Source organism: Candidatus Omnitrophota bacterium (assembly GCA_040755155.1).
In the GTDB taxonomy this organism is placed as follows: domain Bacteria; phylum Hinthialibacterota; class Hinthialibacteria; order Hinthialibacterales; family Hinthialibacteraceae; genus JBFMBP01.
This window is the reverse complement of record JBFMBP010000097.1, coordinates 8,431-24,465: the sequence shown is the minus strand read 5'-3', so window position 1 is coordinate 24,465 and position 16,035 is coordinate 8,431. Positions and strand designations below refer to the sequence as shown.

Here is a 16,035-nt window from a genome sequence, read left to right as displayed (position 1 = left end):
ATTTTTTGTTGGAAACTCGTTTTTTTTCTTATTCCCGTTATTCCCATTCCATAATGGAGATAACATCCCATATAATACTTATCTCATATTTTAAGGAAAAGGCGTAAGTTCTATGGATAATCGGCCAGCGATTCTTGGCGGGGATATTATTTCTCCCCACAGAATTCCTTTTGTGCGTCCCTCTCTTCCTCCTTTGAACGAAATAAGCGAGAAAATCGAAGAAGCGTTGACCAGCGGCATGGTGACGACAGGGCCGTATGCGGAACAGTTGGGCGAAGAGATGGCCCATTACATGGGCGTGAAAAACGCCGTAGCGGTTTCCAGCTGCACGACGGGTCTTATGCTGGCGATTCAAGCGCTTGGCTTGCCCGAAGGCTCGGAAGTCGTTCTGCCCAGTTTTACGTTCATCGCCTCCGGGCTGGGGCTGGTTTGGAATCGGCTGAAACTTCGTTTTGCGGATGTGGACGTTTTGACCATGAACATCGATCCCCAATCGGCGGAAGAGGCGATTACGGCGAATACGTCCGCCATTTTAGGCGTGCATCAATTCGGCAATCCCGCTCCCATTGAGGATTTGCAGAGGCTTGCGGATCGGCGCGGATTGCGGTTGTTTTTCGATTCGGCGCATGGTTTAGGCTCCTGGCGCGATTCGAAGCCTCTTGGCGGATTCGGATCCGTGGAGGTCTTCAGCCTTTCTCCGACGAAACTCACCATCGCCGCCGAAGGGGGAATCGTCGCGACGAATGACGACGATATCGCTCGCCATGTCCGCCTGGGACGCAATTACGCCAATCCTGGAAACTACGATTGTCTCTTTCCTGGCATCAACGCCCGCATGAGCGAATTGCATGCCATATTGGCTCTTTCCTCCTTCAAAAAATTGGGAGAAGCCTCTCAAAGACGCAATCAAGCGGTGAAATTGTATAGGGAGCGTCTTGGACGGATTCCCGGCCTTTCTTTTCAGAAAATCGCCGAAAACGACCGATCTTCTTATAAGGATTTTTCCATCGTCGTCGATGAAACGGAATTCGGACTTACCCAACGCCGCCTGGCGGGAGCGCTCTTGGCTGAAGACATCCAAACCCGCATCTATTATTCGCCGATCCTGCACCAGATGACGGCCTTTCGCTCCTTTGCGGATAAAGACGCCGATGCGCGTCTGAAGAATTCCCTTTACCTGGAAAGTCACGCGTTGAGTCTTCCGCTTTTTTCCGATATGAAAGACGACGAAGTGGAAATCGTCTGCGCCGCGATCGAGAGGATTCATTCGCACGCCAAAGCGGTTAACTTCACCTTTTCGGATTGATGCGCGGCTTTTCTGACGAAATCGACGTAGAAATAAGTGAATATTGGAGTTCTGGAAAGAAAAAGAATTAAAAAACGCGCAAAATGGATTGGATATTATTTCTCGTCTTGCCAGATAAGCCAAGCATACGTATCATATCCTGACATTATACTCTCTTCTTAGAAGAGAGAAACGCGGAAAACGCTCATTCTTATGGAGGATGAAATGAAACATCAACGTCTCTTAGCAGTCGTCATTATCGGTCTTTTCTGCATTGCCTCGATCGGTTGCGCTTCGACTTCGAAGAAGGTCGCCAGCGATCAATCTCTCGCGGATCAGATTAAGAGCCAATTGGAAGCGCCCACAGGACCCGCCGGGCCTTTCAAATTGGACATTTTCGTGAAAAAAGGCGTCGTCAACCTCGATGGCGAACTGGCGACGGCGGCGGATAAAGAAAAAGCCCTGAGCATCATCACCGCCACGCCCGGCGTTAAAGACGTAAAAAGTTTTGCCGAAGTGAAATGAAGCAAGTCCTTGGTCAAAACGTCCTGGAATTGCGGCAAGGCGATATCGTCCTCGAAACGACGGATGCCATCGTAAATGCCGCTAATCGCACCCTTTTAGGCGGCGGCGGCGTGGACGGAGCCATTCATCGCGCAGGCGGTCCTAGCATTTTAGAAGAATGCCGGCGGCTCGGCGGTTGCGATACGGGCGATGCGAAGATCACCACGGGCGGCAACCTCCCAGCGAGATGCGTCATCCATACGGTAGGACCGATTTACGGCCAGGAAGGTAAAAACGAGCCTGCGCTTCTTGCCAGCTGCTATCGCCGCAGCCTTGAGATCGCCGCCGGAAATGGAATTAAAACCATCGCTTTTCCTTCGATCAGTACGGGCGCTTACGGTTATCCCGTCAATGAAGCAGCCGAAATCGCCTTGCGAACCGTCGGACGCTTCTTGGAGGAACGCGCCGAGATTGTTTACGCCGTTTTCGTTCTGTACGACGAAAGAACTTACGAAGCCTACGCTAAGGCGATGAAAAAAATTTGGGAACAATAACTTATGTTACGCGCGATGGAAAATGAATCCCTCCACGAACCCGCCGTTGAAACGGCGGGCTATTGCCGTTTGCCCCTTTAAAGGGGCATTTGATAATAGCCCAGCCTTTCAAGGCTGGGAGAAGAAATTTCGCGGAATTCGACCCTTTTTACGTTTTCGCGATTCGAAAAAGACATCATCGTGGAAACATCAACGCCATTCTTAAACGTTTTTTTCCGATGACGCGACAGAACTGGTTGCGTAACGTGAGTTAATAATCCTTCATCAAGCCTAATCGCAAGAGGCGGTCATCGCGACCGCCTCTTTTTTTGTATTGAGCAAATTCCCCATTCATCATTCCAATATCCATTCGTCATCGTTGGGATAAAGGTTGACATGCTTGACGCCTTGGCGCTTTTCCGCCATCCAATCCTGGACGGCTTCCCGCCAAAGGAGGTAATGGTTGGTTTGTTGATGCGCAACGAAATCGTTCGGAGATTTATAAACTTCATAAAGAAAAAAACGGTTTTCGTCATCTATCGCCCGAAGAACGTCGAAACGGACGTTTCCCGGTTCAAGCCGGGTTTGTTTGGCGTTGATCATCGTGGCGGCGATAAAATCCTCCGCATAGCCAGGAACAACATGGACGGTAACGCAAACAACGTACATAGCGAATTCTCCTTCTTCGAAGTTAATGTCTCTTGTTATGTTTAGGGGATAATGAGCATCATCCGTCGAACGAGTTCGCCAAAGACGCCCGCCTTCCCGATCCATCGAACCTTAATACCGCATCTTTTTCTATCGGGGATTCTTCCATAGATAAATTGGTTGATTGCCTGATAGCATCCTTTTTTTGAATTCTTTATAATGAATCTGTTTTTTACGCGTGAATCCATTCGTTGAAGAAAATAAGGAGATTTCCCGGTTATTTTTAATTTCCTTCTGACGGAAGAATTAAGATTTATTATATTTTAATAAGAAATGACAAGATAATTTTTTCAATGATTACAAGTAGTTTTTCGTTGTTTTTTATAAATTGGACGAAGCGTGAAGTTCGTCAAGGCAAATGAATTTTATACTTCGCCAAGGAATAAGGCGCGCGAAAAACTGCGCTATTTTCATTCTACGGAGGTTTTTTTTATGCGACGATCTATTTATCTCCTCATGATGGCCCTGTTCGCCGGCATCGCCTGCGCTCAGGATATCGTCGTCGATAGCTTCGAGGGTTACGCCGACGATTTCGCTTTACAAGACGCCTGGAAATATTCCCGGGCGGGCGGACCGCAAGGCCTTTTCATCTATTTGGACGACCAGAACAATCCGCCGGATGGGTCGAAGTGCCTTTTCATGGACGTGGATATGGCGGAAAAGTGGTGGTACAACACCGAACGCAAGGAATTGGACAACGCCCCGCTGGACGTCTCCAAATACCTTTCCGTTCAATTCATGTTCTTCGGCGATGCGGATGTCGTTCCGGGAAAAGTCTCCTTTACGGTCTTTCTCTATGACAGCGTAGGCCGAGCTATGCGCTTCGGTTTGCCAGCGGAGTACGTTACCAATCCGGCATGGCAGAAGGTAACGTTGTCCATCGATTCCTTCAGCCAGGAAGAGTGGGACGCAGGATACGGCACGGATGCGCCCGACGCTGACAAGTCGGACATCATCGCTATCGGTTTGATGGTCGTAACCGACGACGTCAACCAGCTTGCCCAGTTCTACGTGGACAACATCGTATTCAAAGAAAAGCCGGAAAATCTCCTCATCGACGATTTCGAAAGCTACGCCGACGATTTCGATCTAAAGGACGCCTGGCCTTATACCAAGGCGGGCGGACCGGATGGACTTTTCGCCTACCTCGATCAAAGCAATGCGCCTCAAGGCTCTAAATGTCTCTTCATGGATGTGGATATGCCGGAAAAATGGTGGCACAACATCCTTAAAAAGACGATTCCGGAAGGACCTCTGAACCTCTCCAGCTATTCGGCGGTGGACTTCATGTTCTATGGCGATGCGGACGTCGTTCCCGGCCAAACGATCTTTACCGTCTTCCTTTACGACAGCACGGGTAGAGCGCTTCGTTTCGCGTTGCCCAACGATTACGTTACCAATCCTTCCTGGCAAAAACTCACGCTTTCTCTTTCTTCCTTCAGCGAAGAGGAATGGGACGCCGGATACGGCACGGACGCGCCCGATGCGAACAAAGGAGATATCGTATCGATCGGTCTGATGATGGTTGGCGACGCCGTCAATCAAGTGGCGCAGTTCTACGTCGACGATATTCAATTCGTCAGCCAAACGGCGGCCGCTACGGTGACGGGAACTATTATGGAAGGCGATGCGCCATTGGAAGGAGTGACCGTCTACGCCATCGATCAAACCTCCATGAAAGACGCCACAACAGGCCCTGACGGCGTATACTTGTTCTCCGATCTGTCTCAAGGCAAGCAATATCGCCTGATTCCGATTTTGAAGGATTATGATTTCACGCCGAACGCCGAAACGCTCACTCTCTTCAACGATTCGTACACCCAAGATTTCACGGGCGCTCCCAGCGCCTACAACGCCTTGGAAAAAACCGCACTTCAGGATCAGTTCGATGAAAGCGGATTGAACGCTTCCATCGTCTATCGGGGAGCGCGGGAATGGTTTGATGCGCAAGCGGGCGACGTTCGTCCCATTATGGACGTTACGGTGGACAAGACCTACGACGTAGCATTCCCCGACGCGGCGGGCGGACAAGCGACGCTTTTCGCCATTCAGCCAAACTCGCAGGCGGGCGCGTCCAGTCCCAAATTCGCCTTGGAAGTCGGCTCGAGCTACGGCTGGGATATGTTGGCGTTCGGACGCAATACGGATGCGAACTACTTCGTGGAAGTCGACGCCTACTGCGACGTGCGTTATGATATTCCTCTAGGCTCTGGCTTCGACCGCATTTCGTTGGGCGTCCATTGCAGCATCTACGATCCCGGCAAACCGGCGCTAGACGCTTACGCCGACACTAACGCCTACCGCAATTCCGGCGGCTACGCCATCTCCTTCGAGACCGACACCGGCGACATCGCGGCCCGCAAATACGGCCCCTCCAACGACAAAGCGCACGCGAAAACCCGCATGGAAGGCTTCGCTACGGAGTACGGTAAAGTAACGATCGCCGACAGCGGTTGGCATCGCTTCCGCATCGAATGCCTTAACAACCATATTACGTTCTTCGTCGACGGCAAGAAGATCGCCGAAACGGATGACGAAGAATTCCCCTTCGGACCGGCGGGTCTCCATTATCGCGCCTGCTTCAGCGATGGCCTGGCTGACCTCATGAATATCAATCACGCCCGCTTCGACAATCTCAAAACCGGCCCCACGGCGGCGGGAATCGATGACTGGATGTTGAACTAATTCGTTTTATTGCGAATTGCTGCGAGAAGGGGCGAAAACGTTTCGCCCCTTCTCCATTCTCCTCCCCAATAGAGATGTAAGGAAATCATCATGCGCGATAAAAATGCCTTTACCTTAATCGAGCTGCTTATCGTAGTCGCCATCATCGGCATCTTAGCCGCCATCGCCGTCCCCAACTTTCTCAACGCCCAAGTCCGGGCGAAATATGCGCGATGTTTGGCGGATATGAAAGCCTGCCAAAGCGCTTTGGAGATGTATCAGATCGACCGCGGCGCCTATCCCCCCGTCGGCTTCGACGGTCCGACGAACAGCTGGGGGCTTTCCAAAGTATTGACGACGCCGATCGCCTATATCGCCTCCATCCCTTCGGACCCCTTCTTCAGCCGCAAGAAGACGGCGCAGGAGGATTTCTACGAAGCCTATTTCGATCCCAAAGGCGAAGGCAAATATTTTTATCAGGAAGGACGCAACGTCTATCGGGACAATATGGCGGATCCCCGCCGGCCGCAGAATTGGGTCTATTGCTTCCAAGGACGCGGTCCCGATTCGGATATCAGCAGCAAAGAGAACGGCTTCGCCCTCGAAGTCGATTGGCCCTATACTTACGGCTACGATCCTACAAACGGCGTAGTCAGCGATGGCAACGTCGCATTCCCCCGCTAATAGAAAAAGCCCCCAAGAATCCCGGTTTAGGCGTATCCTTGGGGGCTTTTTATCTATCTTACTGTAACAGCGCTTTTACGGTCTTACCCAAACAATATCCCCAATGCTGAGCGTGCCGTTGCTGGCATCGTAATAAAGAAAGCCTCGAGCGCCGAAATCGTCGTAATCGAGCCGTTGATTGGGGCCAACGCTCCATAATTCATAAGCATGGGGTTTGCCCGCTTTGGCTCGCTCGACGTCGGCGGGATTGTTTTGCAGCCGATAAACCGGATCGTGCATGATAGAGCCGTCGGGATTGTAGATCGGTTCGCGGTGATAACCGCCGTATGTCAGAACCCATGACCGCTGATCGGGATTTTTGGAAGAAAGGAAAATGTCTCTGGGCATGGAAGCAACATAGGAAATAGGGGTTGTAAGAAATTTGTTCTGCCAGGGCGTATGGAAATGCGGCGGATAGCTGTTGCAATCCAGCCGGTACATCTCCTGGGCGGTTACGAAATTGCGCATCTCGCCCACGGTTTTGGATACTTTAGCCCGGATTTGCGCATTCAAGAAATTGGGTACGGCAATAGCGGCGAGCACGCCGATAATCGCCACGACAATCAGCAGTTCGATTAATGTAAAGGCGTGGTTATTTATTTTCATTTTTTTATTTCACTCCACCATTCTCAATCGCCGCTCATTTCTCTCCACAAGCGCCAAGGTAACGAAGAAATTAAAGAAAGAAAAGGGGAAATTCCTTTTTCATCAAGACTTCCCCGCTTTTTTAGATATAATTGGTTCACTATCTGAAGGAGAGCATTTTATGCGCGCATCCCTAAGAACCCGAATTTCCGTTATTGTCTTATCTACTTTAGTTTTATTTGCCGTTATTGTTTATGGAATACAAAAATCCATCCTCTATCCCAGTTTCCTCAACCTGGAGCGGAACGAAGCGCAACAAGACATCGATCGCTGCGCCGGAGCCTTGGATCGCGAAATTCATCATCTCGATTTGTATGCTTACGATTGGGCCGCCTGGGACGATACCTATCGATTCGTAGAAGACGCGAATAAGGAATATCTCCAATCCAATTTAAATACGCCGACGTTTACCGATAGCCGCACCAATCTTATTTACATCTTCAATAACGAGGGAAAAGTCGTATTTGGAAAAATCATCGATTTGGAGACGGAAGAACCGATAGAAATCGCCGAGTTTCCCACCGGGCAATGGCCTTCAAGCCATCCGTTGCTCGGCCATAAAGACCTAGACAGCGCTTTTACGGGAATCTATATGACCCAAGCCGGCCCCTGTTTGATTGCTTCGCGTCCGATTATCACAAGTAAAGATGAAGGCCCCATCAAGGGAACTTTGATTATGGGACGTCTGCTTACGGCTTCAATCATCGAAACTATCCGAGAACAAACGCGCGTCGATCTTCAACTCTGGCCGATTCGGGAAAACCAGGCGCCGGTGGAAGCGAAAGACATTCCTAATTTCCTTACGCCTCAAAATCCCTATTATGTTCTAGAACGAAACGCCGATTTCTTATGGATTTATACGTCTTATTCCGATATTCAAAAAAATCCCGCTTTACTGTTAAGGGCTGATATTCCTCGTACGATTAGCCAAAAAGGCCGAGCTTCTCTCAGTTTCGCTCTATTCTCCCTGCTGGCCGCCGCGCTTGCCGTCTTGATTATTATATGGCAATGGCTCAACCGAACCGTCGTCAAACCGCTCGGCCAATTGGCGAATCACGCGACGAGCATCGGACGCAGCGGCGACCTCGCCGCACGGCTCGAAACGAACCGCCGGGACGAAATCGGCCTTCTGACGCAGGAATTCAACCAAATGGTCGGCCATTTAGCCGAGGCGCGGAGAAATTTGATGGATCAATCCTATTATGTAGGTATGGCGGAAATGGCGTCTGGCGTTCTGCATAACATCCGCAACGCCATGAGTCCCATAACCGTAAAAATCGAAGCCCTGCGCCAGGGTATTCAAAAATCGCCTCTTCATCGCCTAGAAAAGGCTCACAGCGAGTTGGATGCGAACCATATTCCGCCAGATCGGGAAAAGGACCTTAGCGAGTTTATCCGCCTTGGCGGCAAAAACATCATCGGATTGGTGCGGAATCAAGAAAATCGCTTAGAAGAGATTTTGGGGCATATTAAAAAGATCGAAGAAATTCTCTCTGATCAAGATAAATTCAGCCGCGCCGAAAAACCGGCGGAGACGTTGAGTTTGATGGAATTGGTCAACGAATCAATGACGTTCATTCCCGACGATCTCCGGAAATTCTTCATCCTCGATTTGGATCGAAGCCTACAGGAAGCGGATTCAATAAAAATTCATCGGATATCCTTCGTCCAAGTGCTTTCCAACATCGTAAGAAACGCGGCGGAATCTATCCAACGGACGAACGCCAATGGCCGTCTCTCCATCTCCGCCCGATCCGAAAATCAGGACGGCGTTGAAATGCTGCATCTGATCTTCGCCGACAACGGCGAAGGAATCGCTCCAGAAAATTTACCTCGCCTCTTCGAAAGAGGATTCAGTTCTAAAGAAAAACCATCGTCCGGCCTTGGACTCCATTGGTGCGCGAATACAATATTATCCTTGAAGGGACGAATTTATGCGGAAAGCAAAGGAAAAGGTTTGGGAGCCAGCGTTCATCTTTTGATACCGAAAAACGGATAATATTTCTTGCATCGGGAGAGCTCAACATGATTACGCCGGACAATCGATTGCGCATTCTCGTCGTCGACGACGAACAAGACATCCTTAATTCTTTTCAACAAATTCTCTGTCCACAGAAGGAAGCCGGCGCCAATTCGTCTCGAATGGACGAGTTGGAATCCCGTCTTTTTGGGAAAAGCCAACCGCAAGAAGCGTCCCTGCGATTCGATTTGTCGTTATGCCGCAATGGAGAAGAAGCCCTGAGCGCCGTGCAAACGGCGATCGAAGAGCAAAATCCTTTCGCCGTCGCCTTCATCGATGTGCGTATGCCGCCGGGACCGGACGGCGTTACCGTGGCGGGAAGAATCCGCCGCATCGATCCCTTCATGGAGATCGTCATCGTCACCGCTTATTCCGACATGGATCCCAAAGACATCGTACGTGTGGCGCCGCCGTCCGACAAATTGTTCTATCTCCGCAAGCCTTTTCATCCCGAAGAGATCGAGCGATTCGCTTCTGCATTGGGAACGAAATGGCGGACGGGGGAAGTATCCCGCAAAAGCGCTCAATTTTACCTTCAGGCGGAAGAGAAAGCGGGCATCGCGCCCTATTTGCTGAATTACATTACGAACCAATACGATTTCCTTTCCTCCTCCATCGAGGAGTTGACGGGTTATCGCGCCAACGAATTCACGCCGGAACTTCTCGATCTGATAACGGAAGAAATCGTCCTGTTGGGTGAAGCCAAGAACCTGACGTTGGAAGAAGCGAAACAGAGATTTCACTCCGAAGATGGCGCGGGATGGCGGGCGGACTGCCGGATTCGCGCCCAAAACGGCGAATTCCGCTGGTTGGCGAACGTCGCTGTGCAAGTGAAAGATAGCCTGAATAACGTTATCGGCGAATTCGGCCTCTTCCATGACATCACTCAATCCAGAGAAAACGCGACGGATGGATTGCAGAAATCATCCGCTATGTATCATGATAATCTGAATTTTATCGCCTCGAAGTTCTTGCTCAATTTTGGGAAAACCGCCTCCGAAATCTTGCATGAGGCCAATGCGGCCTTAACCATCATTCCTTTGAATTCTCTTTCCCGGCCTTTCTTGGAAAAAATTGAGATCGCCGCCATGAACGCCATGACTCTTACGGAAGAATGGGGATTGTACTCCGGCGAGAATACGGATCTCTTCCAATCTTTCAACCTCTCCAGCCAAATCGCCGATATATCCCAATTTTTAGATTTTTGCAATCTGTATGGCGGAAATATCGAATACGCTCTCGAAAAAAAACTTCCTCTTATCTATGGAAGCCCCATGCAGATCAATCAATTATTGACCAACCTCGTTCTCAACGCTTGCGAATCTCTCGTTGAGGGAAGAGGCGACGTAACGGTGCGCACCGGTTTGATGTACGCCGATCTTGAATATCTTTCGGCTTGCCGGTTGGGAGAGAATAAATCGGAAGGTTTTTTTGTCTTTCTGGATGTTTCCGACCAGGGCTGCGGAATGGACGATATGACTAAATCCCGTTTATTTGAACCCTATTTTTCTATGAAAGACGCCTGCCGGGGTATGGGTTTATGCGTCGTCGAAGGCATCGTGCGGCGCCATCAGGCTTGCATCCATATTGAAAGCGATCCGGCGAAAGGAACATCCGTCCGCGTACTCTTCCCTGTTAAGAAGTAAATGGATTCTATGGAGTCAACCTATTTTTCCTTTACAACCCTCCCCATTGTCTCATGGCGGTATGTATCTCTCTCTCTCTTTGCCCGCAAGGAAATGGATGCAACCATAAACAAGATTGAATTCCCTTGAAAAGTATCGGAAAGGATTCCCATCCATGAAAATATCGGCGTTGAGGCCTTTGCCTGGTTCACTCGTTCAATTCATTTTGTTCGTCCCCCAAACGCAGACCTTCGCCATCCCCGACGCGGAGCTGCAACGGCTTGCGGTCGAAGCCGTCTTCGCCAAGAAATTCTCCGGCAAAAAAGACGAACTCGTCCCTTTGATTAAAGGCGAAAAAGTCTGCCTGCTTGCGGGATTGGGCGATAAGCGCGAAGCCGTCAACATGCGCAAAATGGGACTGATTGCCAAAAACGCTCTGCAAAGCAAGCATCTCGACGTAAATAAGCCCGTTGGACTTATCCCGTTATGGGATTCGGAAGCCCATATCAAAGCCATCGTCGACGGCGCCAAGCTGGGTTTATATAAATGGAATAAGTACATCGCCCAAAAGGAAGACGAAGCCGATTATTCCAGCCTGGAAATTCTGATCGATACGCCGTATGCTGAGATGGCGGAAAGAGAAGCGGCCGTTTGCGATGGCGTCAATTTGGCGAGAGATTTGGGCAACGAAAACGCCGATGCAGCCGATTCCCTCTATTTGGAAAAAGCCATACTCGACATCGTTAAAGACGATCCCCGATGTATGGTGAAAATATTGAATCGAAAAGAATTGGAAGAAAAAGGTCTGCGACTTCACCTTGCCGTCAATCAGGGCAGCGCCAAAGAACCGAAACTTATCATTGTTTCCTACAAGGGCGGAAAGGACGGCGATCCTTTCACCGCCCTTGTCGGCAAAGGCATCACCTTCGATTCCGGCGGCCTTAACCTTAAAACCACGGCCAGCATGGTGGATATGCGGTTGGATATGTGCGGCGCGGCGGCGGTGATCGGAACGCTGCGCAACGCCCTGCAACTCAACTTGAGGCGCAACGTCTATTTCGTCTGCGGCCTGGCGGAAAACGCCATCGGCCCCAAAGCCTACAAACCGGGCGACGTCGTCGTCGGCTATTGCGGCAAGAGCGTGGAAATCCTCAACACGGACGCCGAGGGGCGGCTAGTGCTGGCCGACGCTCTTAGCTACATGGCGCGAAACTACAAGCCGGACGCCCTCATCGACATCGCCACGCTGACGGGCGCCGTCGTCGTCGCTTTGGGTTACGAATATACCGGCTTGATGACCTCCGACGACAATCTGGCGAACCAACTGTTGGCGGCGGCGGAAGCCACGGACGACCGCGCCTGGCGGCTGCCCATTTATCCCGAACTGCAGGAACACGTTAAAAGCCAATTCGCCGACATTAAAAATATCGGCCAACCCAGCTGCGCCGGATCGATATCGGGCGGCGAGTTTCTGCGCCAATTCGCCCAATGCGATTCGGAATCGCAAAAATGGGCGCATCTGGACATCGGCGGAACCGGAACGCTGGAGAAAGACCTCGCTTACTTTAAAGTAGGCGCATCGGGCGCGGGAGTGCGCTTGTTTACGGAATTTCTATCCCGATAAAAAAAAATAATGCAACGAAATTCCATCCATAGGCGTATTAAAAATTGATTATTGGTAAATCATTGAAAAGGGAAAAGTTCAATCGAAGAAGATGTTTTATTGTATAAGCTCATATTACGCAGCCTGTACTGTCGCGTCATCGGAAAAATCGTTCAAGAGAGGCGTCGAGGTTTCCACGAGTATGTCTCTTTCAAATCGAGAAAACGCGAAGAGGCTCGTATTCTGCGAAATTTCTTCTCCCAGCCTTGAAAGGCTGGGTTATTATCAAATGCCCCTTTAAAGGGGCAAACGAAAATAGCCCGCCGTTTCAACGGTGGGTTTATGATAGGTTTCCTTTTTCGTGTTTTTCTTTTCATTTCGCGTCTTCGTGATTCAATCGACGAGAGTAAGAGATTCCTATAATTATCTATTGAGCGTAACATGAGTGAGGAATATAGAGGGTAAAATAGGCGTCTCGCCTGTCTTTTTGTTGCAGGCGAGACGCCTGCTTTACCCTTATTCAGAAAAAAGAATTGGATTTTTACTCATTCCAAACTAAAAGGCCGAATCCATGATCGAAGTCGAACGCCTTTGCAAAAGTTATGGAAGCCTGCGTGCGGTGAACGATATCTCCTTCCAAGTTAACGAAGGGGAATTGTTCGGCTTTGTGGGACCGAACGGCGCTGGGAAAACTACAACCCTTTCTATGATCTCCGGTTTGTTAAAGCCTGACTCCGGACGCATTCTCGCCGACGAGTTCGACGTATGGCAAACGCCCATTGCCGCCAAGCGCATTATGGGACTGGTTCCGCAAGACCTGGCCATCTATGAAGAGTTGACGGCGCGGGAAAATCTACGCTTTTGGGGCGGCCTGTATGGCCTTGCTCACGCAGAGTTAAAAGCCAATATCGAACAATGGTTGGATCGCGTGGGCTTGTCCGACCGGGCCAACGATCCCGTTTCCAAATATTCCGGCGGCATGAAGCGGCGTTTAAATCTGGCCATTGGTTTGGTCCATAATCCTAAAATCGTCTTGTTGGACGAACCGACCGTCGGCATCGATCCGCAAGCGAGAAACAATGTATTGAATCTGATCCGCGAAATCGCTCAGTCTGGAACCACGATTCTCTTCACCACCCATCATCTCGAAGAAGCGGAAGCCCTCTGCCAACGCATCGCCATCATGGATCATGGAAAAATCCTCGCGACCGGTTCCGTGGACGAGTTGGCGAAAGTGGTGGGGGATGGGGACATCGTCTCTATTCACGGACAGTTTACGGCGATTCATTTTAAAACCGCCCTGCAAAACGAACCGATCTCTTACGTAAACCTGACGGATGGAACGGCGATTCTTAATCTGCCTCCGGATGGCTTCCACGTCGCCGCCTTAGTGCAGAAATTGAGCGAAGCCGGCGTCGAAATCGCCGATTTATCCGTGCAGAAACCTACTCTGGAAAATGTATTTCTCAAATTGACCGGAAGAGAGTTGCGAGATTGAATATCGTTCTATCCCTTCTCAAAAAAGACCTATTACGGGATTGGAAGCATCCGTGGGGAACGCTCATCATGATCTCCATTCCTCTCCTGATGGGATCGATCATTTCCATTATGTTCGGCGGCTCAGGAGAAAAGATGGCGAAGAGAATCACGGTTCCCATCGCCATCATGGATGAAGACGACAGTTTTTTTTCCGGGATGCTGCGATCGATAAGTTCACAGGGAGACGCCAACCAACAGATTCAATTGCGTCTCGTCGATAAGGTGGAGGATGGAATTGCCTTGTTGGAAAAACGCCGCGCCGCCGCTTTTCTTGTCTTGCCGAAAAATATGACGAGCGATTTGCTCAATGGCGCTACGGCGGCCATTCAACTCTACAAAAATCCCGCCCAGGCCTTACTGCCTAAAATCGTCGAGCAAGGCGCGGATTTGTTGGCCGTCGGCATTTCCGAAGCCATCAATCTGGTCGGTCCAGAATTGCAAACGATGAAAGATTTTATCAATAGAGACGTCTTTCCCACTACGGAAGAAGCCACTGCCAATTTCGAGAAGACGATGGATAAAATGCGCGGCGTACAAACCTATTTTTTCCCCCCTATTATCACTTTCCGCGTCATCGCCGCCGACGACTATATCGCCTCCGTTTCCAAAATCGAAAACGCATCGCCATCGCTGGAGAACGTCCATGAATGAAAATATCTTCGTATACATGTTCCCCGGCATGATGCTGATGTGGGTTTTGTTCATCGCGCAAAACGCCATGGCGGATATTTACGGCGAGCAGGAAAAAAAAACATTACAGCGGATGCAGACTTCTCCGACGACAGTCAATCAAATCGTTATTTCCAAAATCCTGCGCTGCTTTTTGCTTTGCTATATATCGGAAGGTTTGCTGATTCTATTTACGACGTTCGTCTTCGGAATGAGTTGGGGCAATCTCTTTTTCCAGATTTTGGTGATGGGAGCCGTAAATCTCGCTATCACGGGCCTTTTGTCATTGGTTTACAGTTTGGCGAAAAGGAAAACTCAGGCGGACGCCATATCCCTCGTTGTCATCCTTTTTTCTTCCATGCTGGGAGGCGGCATGGTTCCTTTCGAGGAGATGCCCGTTTTTATGAAAGCCATTGGGCAATGGACAATTAACAGAATGGGAGCGCAAGGCATTCAAGCCATTATTCGCAGCGAACCGCTGACGAAGATCGTCTTTCCGTTTCTATATTCAACCGTCTTTGGATTGATAAGCGTTATGGCTGGAATGCATTGGTTCAAACGGCGTTTGGAGAGAGGAGAGGCGTAATGAACGTCTTGCGAATCGCCTTGAACGATCTGCGCCGGATTCTGAAAAACCGGATGATTCTTTTTTGGTGGCTGGCCATGCCGCTAGGCTTCGTCTTCTTTTTCGGGGGCTTTTTCAACGATCCCAACCAACGTTCCACATGGATGCCCATCTTCAATCGCGATCCTCATGAATTATCACGTCTTTTTATCGATCAGTTGAGAACGAACGGCTACTCCATCGATGTACGCTCGGCGACGGAGACCGTATTTAATAACCACTGGGCGCAAGCGGTAATCATTCCCGCGACGTTTTCGGCAGATCTCCTTGCGGGGAAAAAAATCGAATTGACGTTTCTGCCAGGCAACGAAGATCCCGAGCGTGTACTCGCCGCCCAGGCTCGTCTTATTCACGCCATCGTAAAATTTACCGGCGCCTTGGCTGAAACCAACGTCGCTGAACAAGAATGGTCGGACGCCGTCCGGGATAAATTCAAAGAGAATTTAGCCAAGCCGCAACCGCTTACCATCGAAGAAAAGAAGCATTCTTCTCTGCGGCCGCCGCCCATAAAATTCGCTTTCGCTCTTCCCAGCTATTTGATTATGTTCGTTATGATGAATACGATTATGGCGGGGGGGTTGACTTTGACTCACGATCGAATGCTAAAGCAATTGGCGCGATTGATGTGCGCACCCGTTTCGCCCTCGGAAATCTTCATGGGAAAAATATTGGGGAATTTGTTGCAACCCGCCCTGCAATCCGTCCTGCTTTTAGCGGCGGGATACTATCTTTTCGATGTGCCTTTGGGAGACCACCCTCTCGCTTTGATTCCCGTATTGCTTTGTTTGGGATTATTCTGCGGGGCCTTTGGCCTTTTGGCGGGCTCCATCTGTTCCACGGAACAACAGATATCCAGTTTAGGAATGCTTTCCATGATGCTGCTTTCCGCTTT

Annotated in this window: 14 protein-coding genes; 12 read left to right on the top strand and 2 right to left on the bottom strand. The window is 50.0% G+C overall.

What is annotated here, in order from left to right; translation table 11 throughout:
* The first annotated feature begins 112 nt into the window (after nucleotides 1–112).
* From AB1656_14115 to AB1656_14105, 3 genes are all read left to right on the top strand, one after another.
* Nucleotides 113–1,306 (top strand): DegT/DnrJ/EryC1/StrS family aminotransferase, encoded by a 1,194-nt coding sequence (locus AB1656_14115; protein ID MEW6236518.1) that lies wholly within the window; start codon nucleotides 113–115, stop codon nucleotides 1,304–1,306.
* Nucleotides 1,307–1,510: 204 nt separating this feature from the next.
* Nucleotides 1,511–1,810, top strand: a complete 300-nt coding sequence (locus AB1656_14110; protein MEW6236517.1) for a BON domain-containing protein — start codon at nucleotides 1,511–1,513, stop codon at nucleotides 1,808–1,810.
* A complete protein-coding gene (locus AB1656_14105; protein MEW6236516.1) occupies nucleotides 1,807–2,343 on the top strand; it encodes an O-acetyl-ADP-ribose deacetylase in 537 nt (178 codons plus the stop codon). Before AB1656_14110 ends, AB1656_14105 begins: the two co-directional genes overlap by 4 nt.
* A 333-nt stretch (nucleotides 2,344–2,676) precedes the next feature.
* Here AB1656_14105 and AB1656_14100 read toward each other — a convergent pair whose 3' ends face one another.
* The gene (locus AB1656_14100) at nucleotides 2,677–2,991 is read right to left on the bottom strand and encodes a putative quinol monooxygenase (GenBank protein MEW6236515.1); all 315 of its coding nucleotides are present in this window, start codon (nucleotides 2,989–2,991) and stop codon (nucleotides 2,677–2,679) included.
* 471 nt (nucleotides 2,992–3,462) lie between these two features.
* On the opposite strand from AB1656_14100, the gene AB1656_14095 reads away from it, so the two are divergent.
* Entirely contained in the window at nucleotides 3,463–5,715 is a 2,253-nt protein-coding gene (locus AB1656_14095; protein ID MEW6236514.1) for a hypothetical protein, read from the top strand.
* 90 nt (nucleotides 5,716–5,805) lie between these two features.
* Nucleotides 5,806–6,378 (top strand): prepilin-type N-terminal cleavage/methylation domain-containing protein, encoded by a 573-nt coding sequence (locus AB1656_14090; protein MEW6236513.1) that lies wholly within the window; start codon nucleotides 5,806–5,808, stop codon nucleotides 6,376–6,378.
* A gap of 75 nt (nucleotides 6,379–6,453) precedes the next feature.
* Here AB1656_14090 and AB1656_14085 read toward each other — a convergent pair whose 3' ends face one another.
* Nucleotides 6,454–7,023 carry a prepilin-type N-terminal cleavage/methylation domain-containing protein gene (locus AB1656_14085; protein ID MEW6236512.1) on the bottom strand — a complete coding sequence of 190 codons (570 nt, stop codon included), beginning with the start codon at nucleotides 7,021–7,023 and terminating at the stop codon, nucleotides 6,454–6,456.
* A gap of 160 nt (nucleotides 7,024–7,183) precedes the next feature.
* Here AB1656_14085 and AB1656_14080 point away from each other — a divergent pair, with 160 nt between their 5' ends.
* From AB1656_14080 to AB1656_14050, 7 genes are all read left to right on the top strand, one after another.
* Nucleotides 7,184–9,061, top strand: a complete 1,878-nt coding sequence (locus AB1656_14080) for a CHASE4 domain-containing protein (GenBank protein ID MEW6236511.1) — start codon at nucleotides 7,184–7,186, stop codon at nucleotides 9,059–9,061.
* Nucleotides 9,062–9,087: 26 nt separating this feature from the next.
* Nucleotides 9,088–10,728: an ATP-binding protein gene (locus AB1656_14075; GenBank protein MEW6236510.1), complete on the top strand. Its 1,641-nt coding sequence runs from the start codon at nucleotides 9,088–9,090 to the stop codon at nucleotides 10,726–10,728.
* Nucleotides 10,729–10,882: 154 nt separating this feature from the next.
* Nucleotides 10,883–12,331, top strand: coding sequence for a leucyl aminopeptidase (locus AB1656_14070; protein ID MEW6236509.1), 1,449 nt, complete (start codon nucleotides 10,883–10,885; stop codon nucleotides 12,329–12,331).
* Nucleotides 12,332–12,881: 550 nt separating this feature from the next.
* A complete protein-coding gene (locus AB1656_14065) occupies nucleotides 12,882–13,808 on the top strand; it encodes an ABC transporter ATP-binding protein (protein MEW6236508.1) in 927 nt (308 codons plus the stop codon).
* Complete coding sequence (locus AB1656_14060) at nucleotides 13,805–14,500, top strand: ABC transporter permease (GenBank protein MEW6236507.1); 696 nt, start codon at nucleotides 13,805–13,807, stop codon at nucleotides 14,498–14,500. Before AB1656_14065 ends, AB1656_14060 begins: the two co-directional genes overlap by 4 nt.
* Entirely contained in the window at nucleotides 14,493–15,104 is a 612-nt protein-coding gene (locus AB1656_14055) for an ABC transporter permease (GenBank protein ID MEW6236506.1), read from the top strand. The genes AB1656_14060 and AB1656_14055 overlap by 8 nt, the downstream gene beginning before the upstream one ends.
* The coding region (locus tag AB1656_14050) for an ABC transporter permease (protein ID MEW6236505.1) at nucleotides 15,104–16,035 on the top strand (932 nt) is incomplete at its 3' end. The genes AB1656_14055 and AB1656_14050, both read left to right, overlap by 1 nt.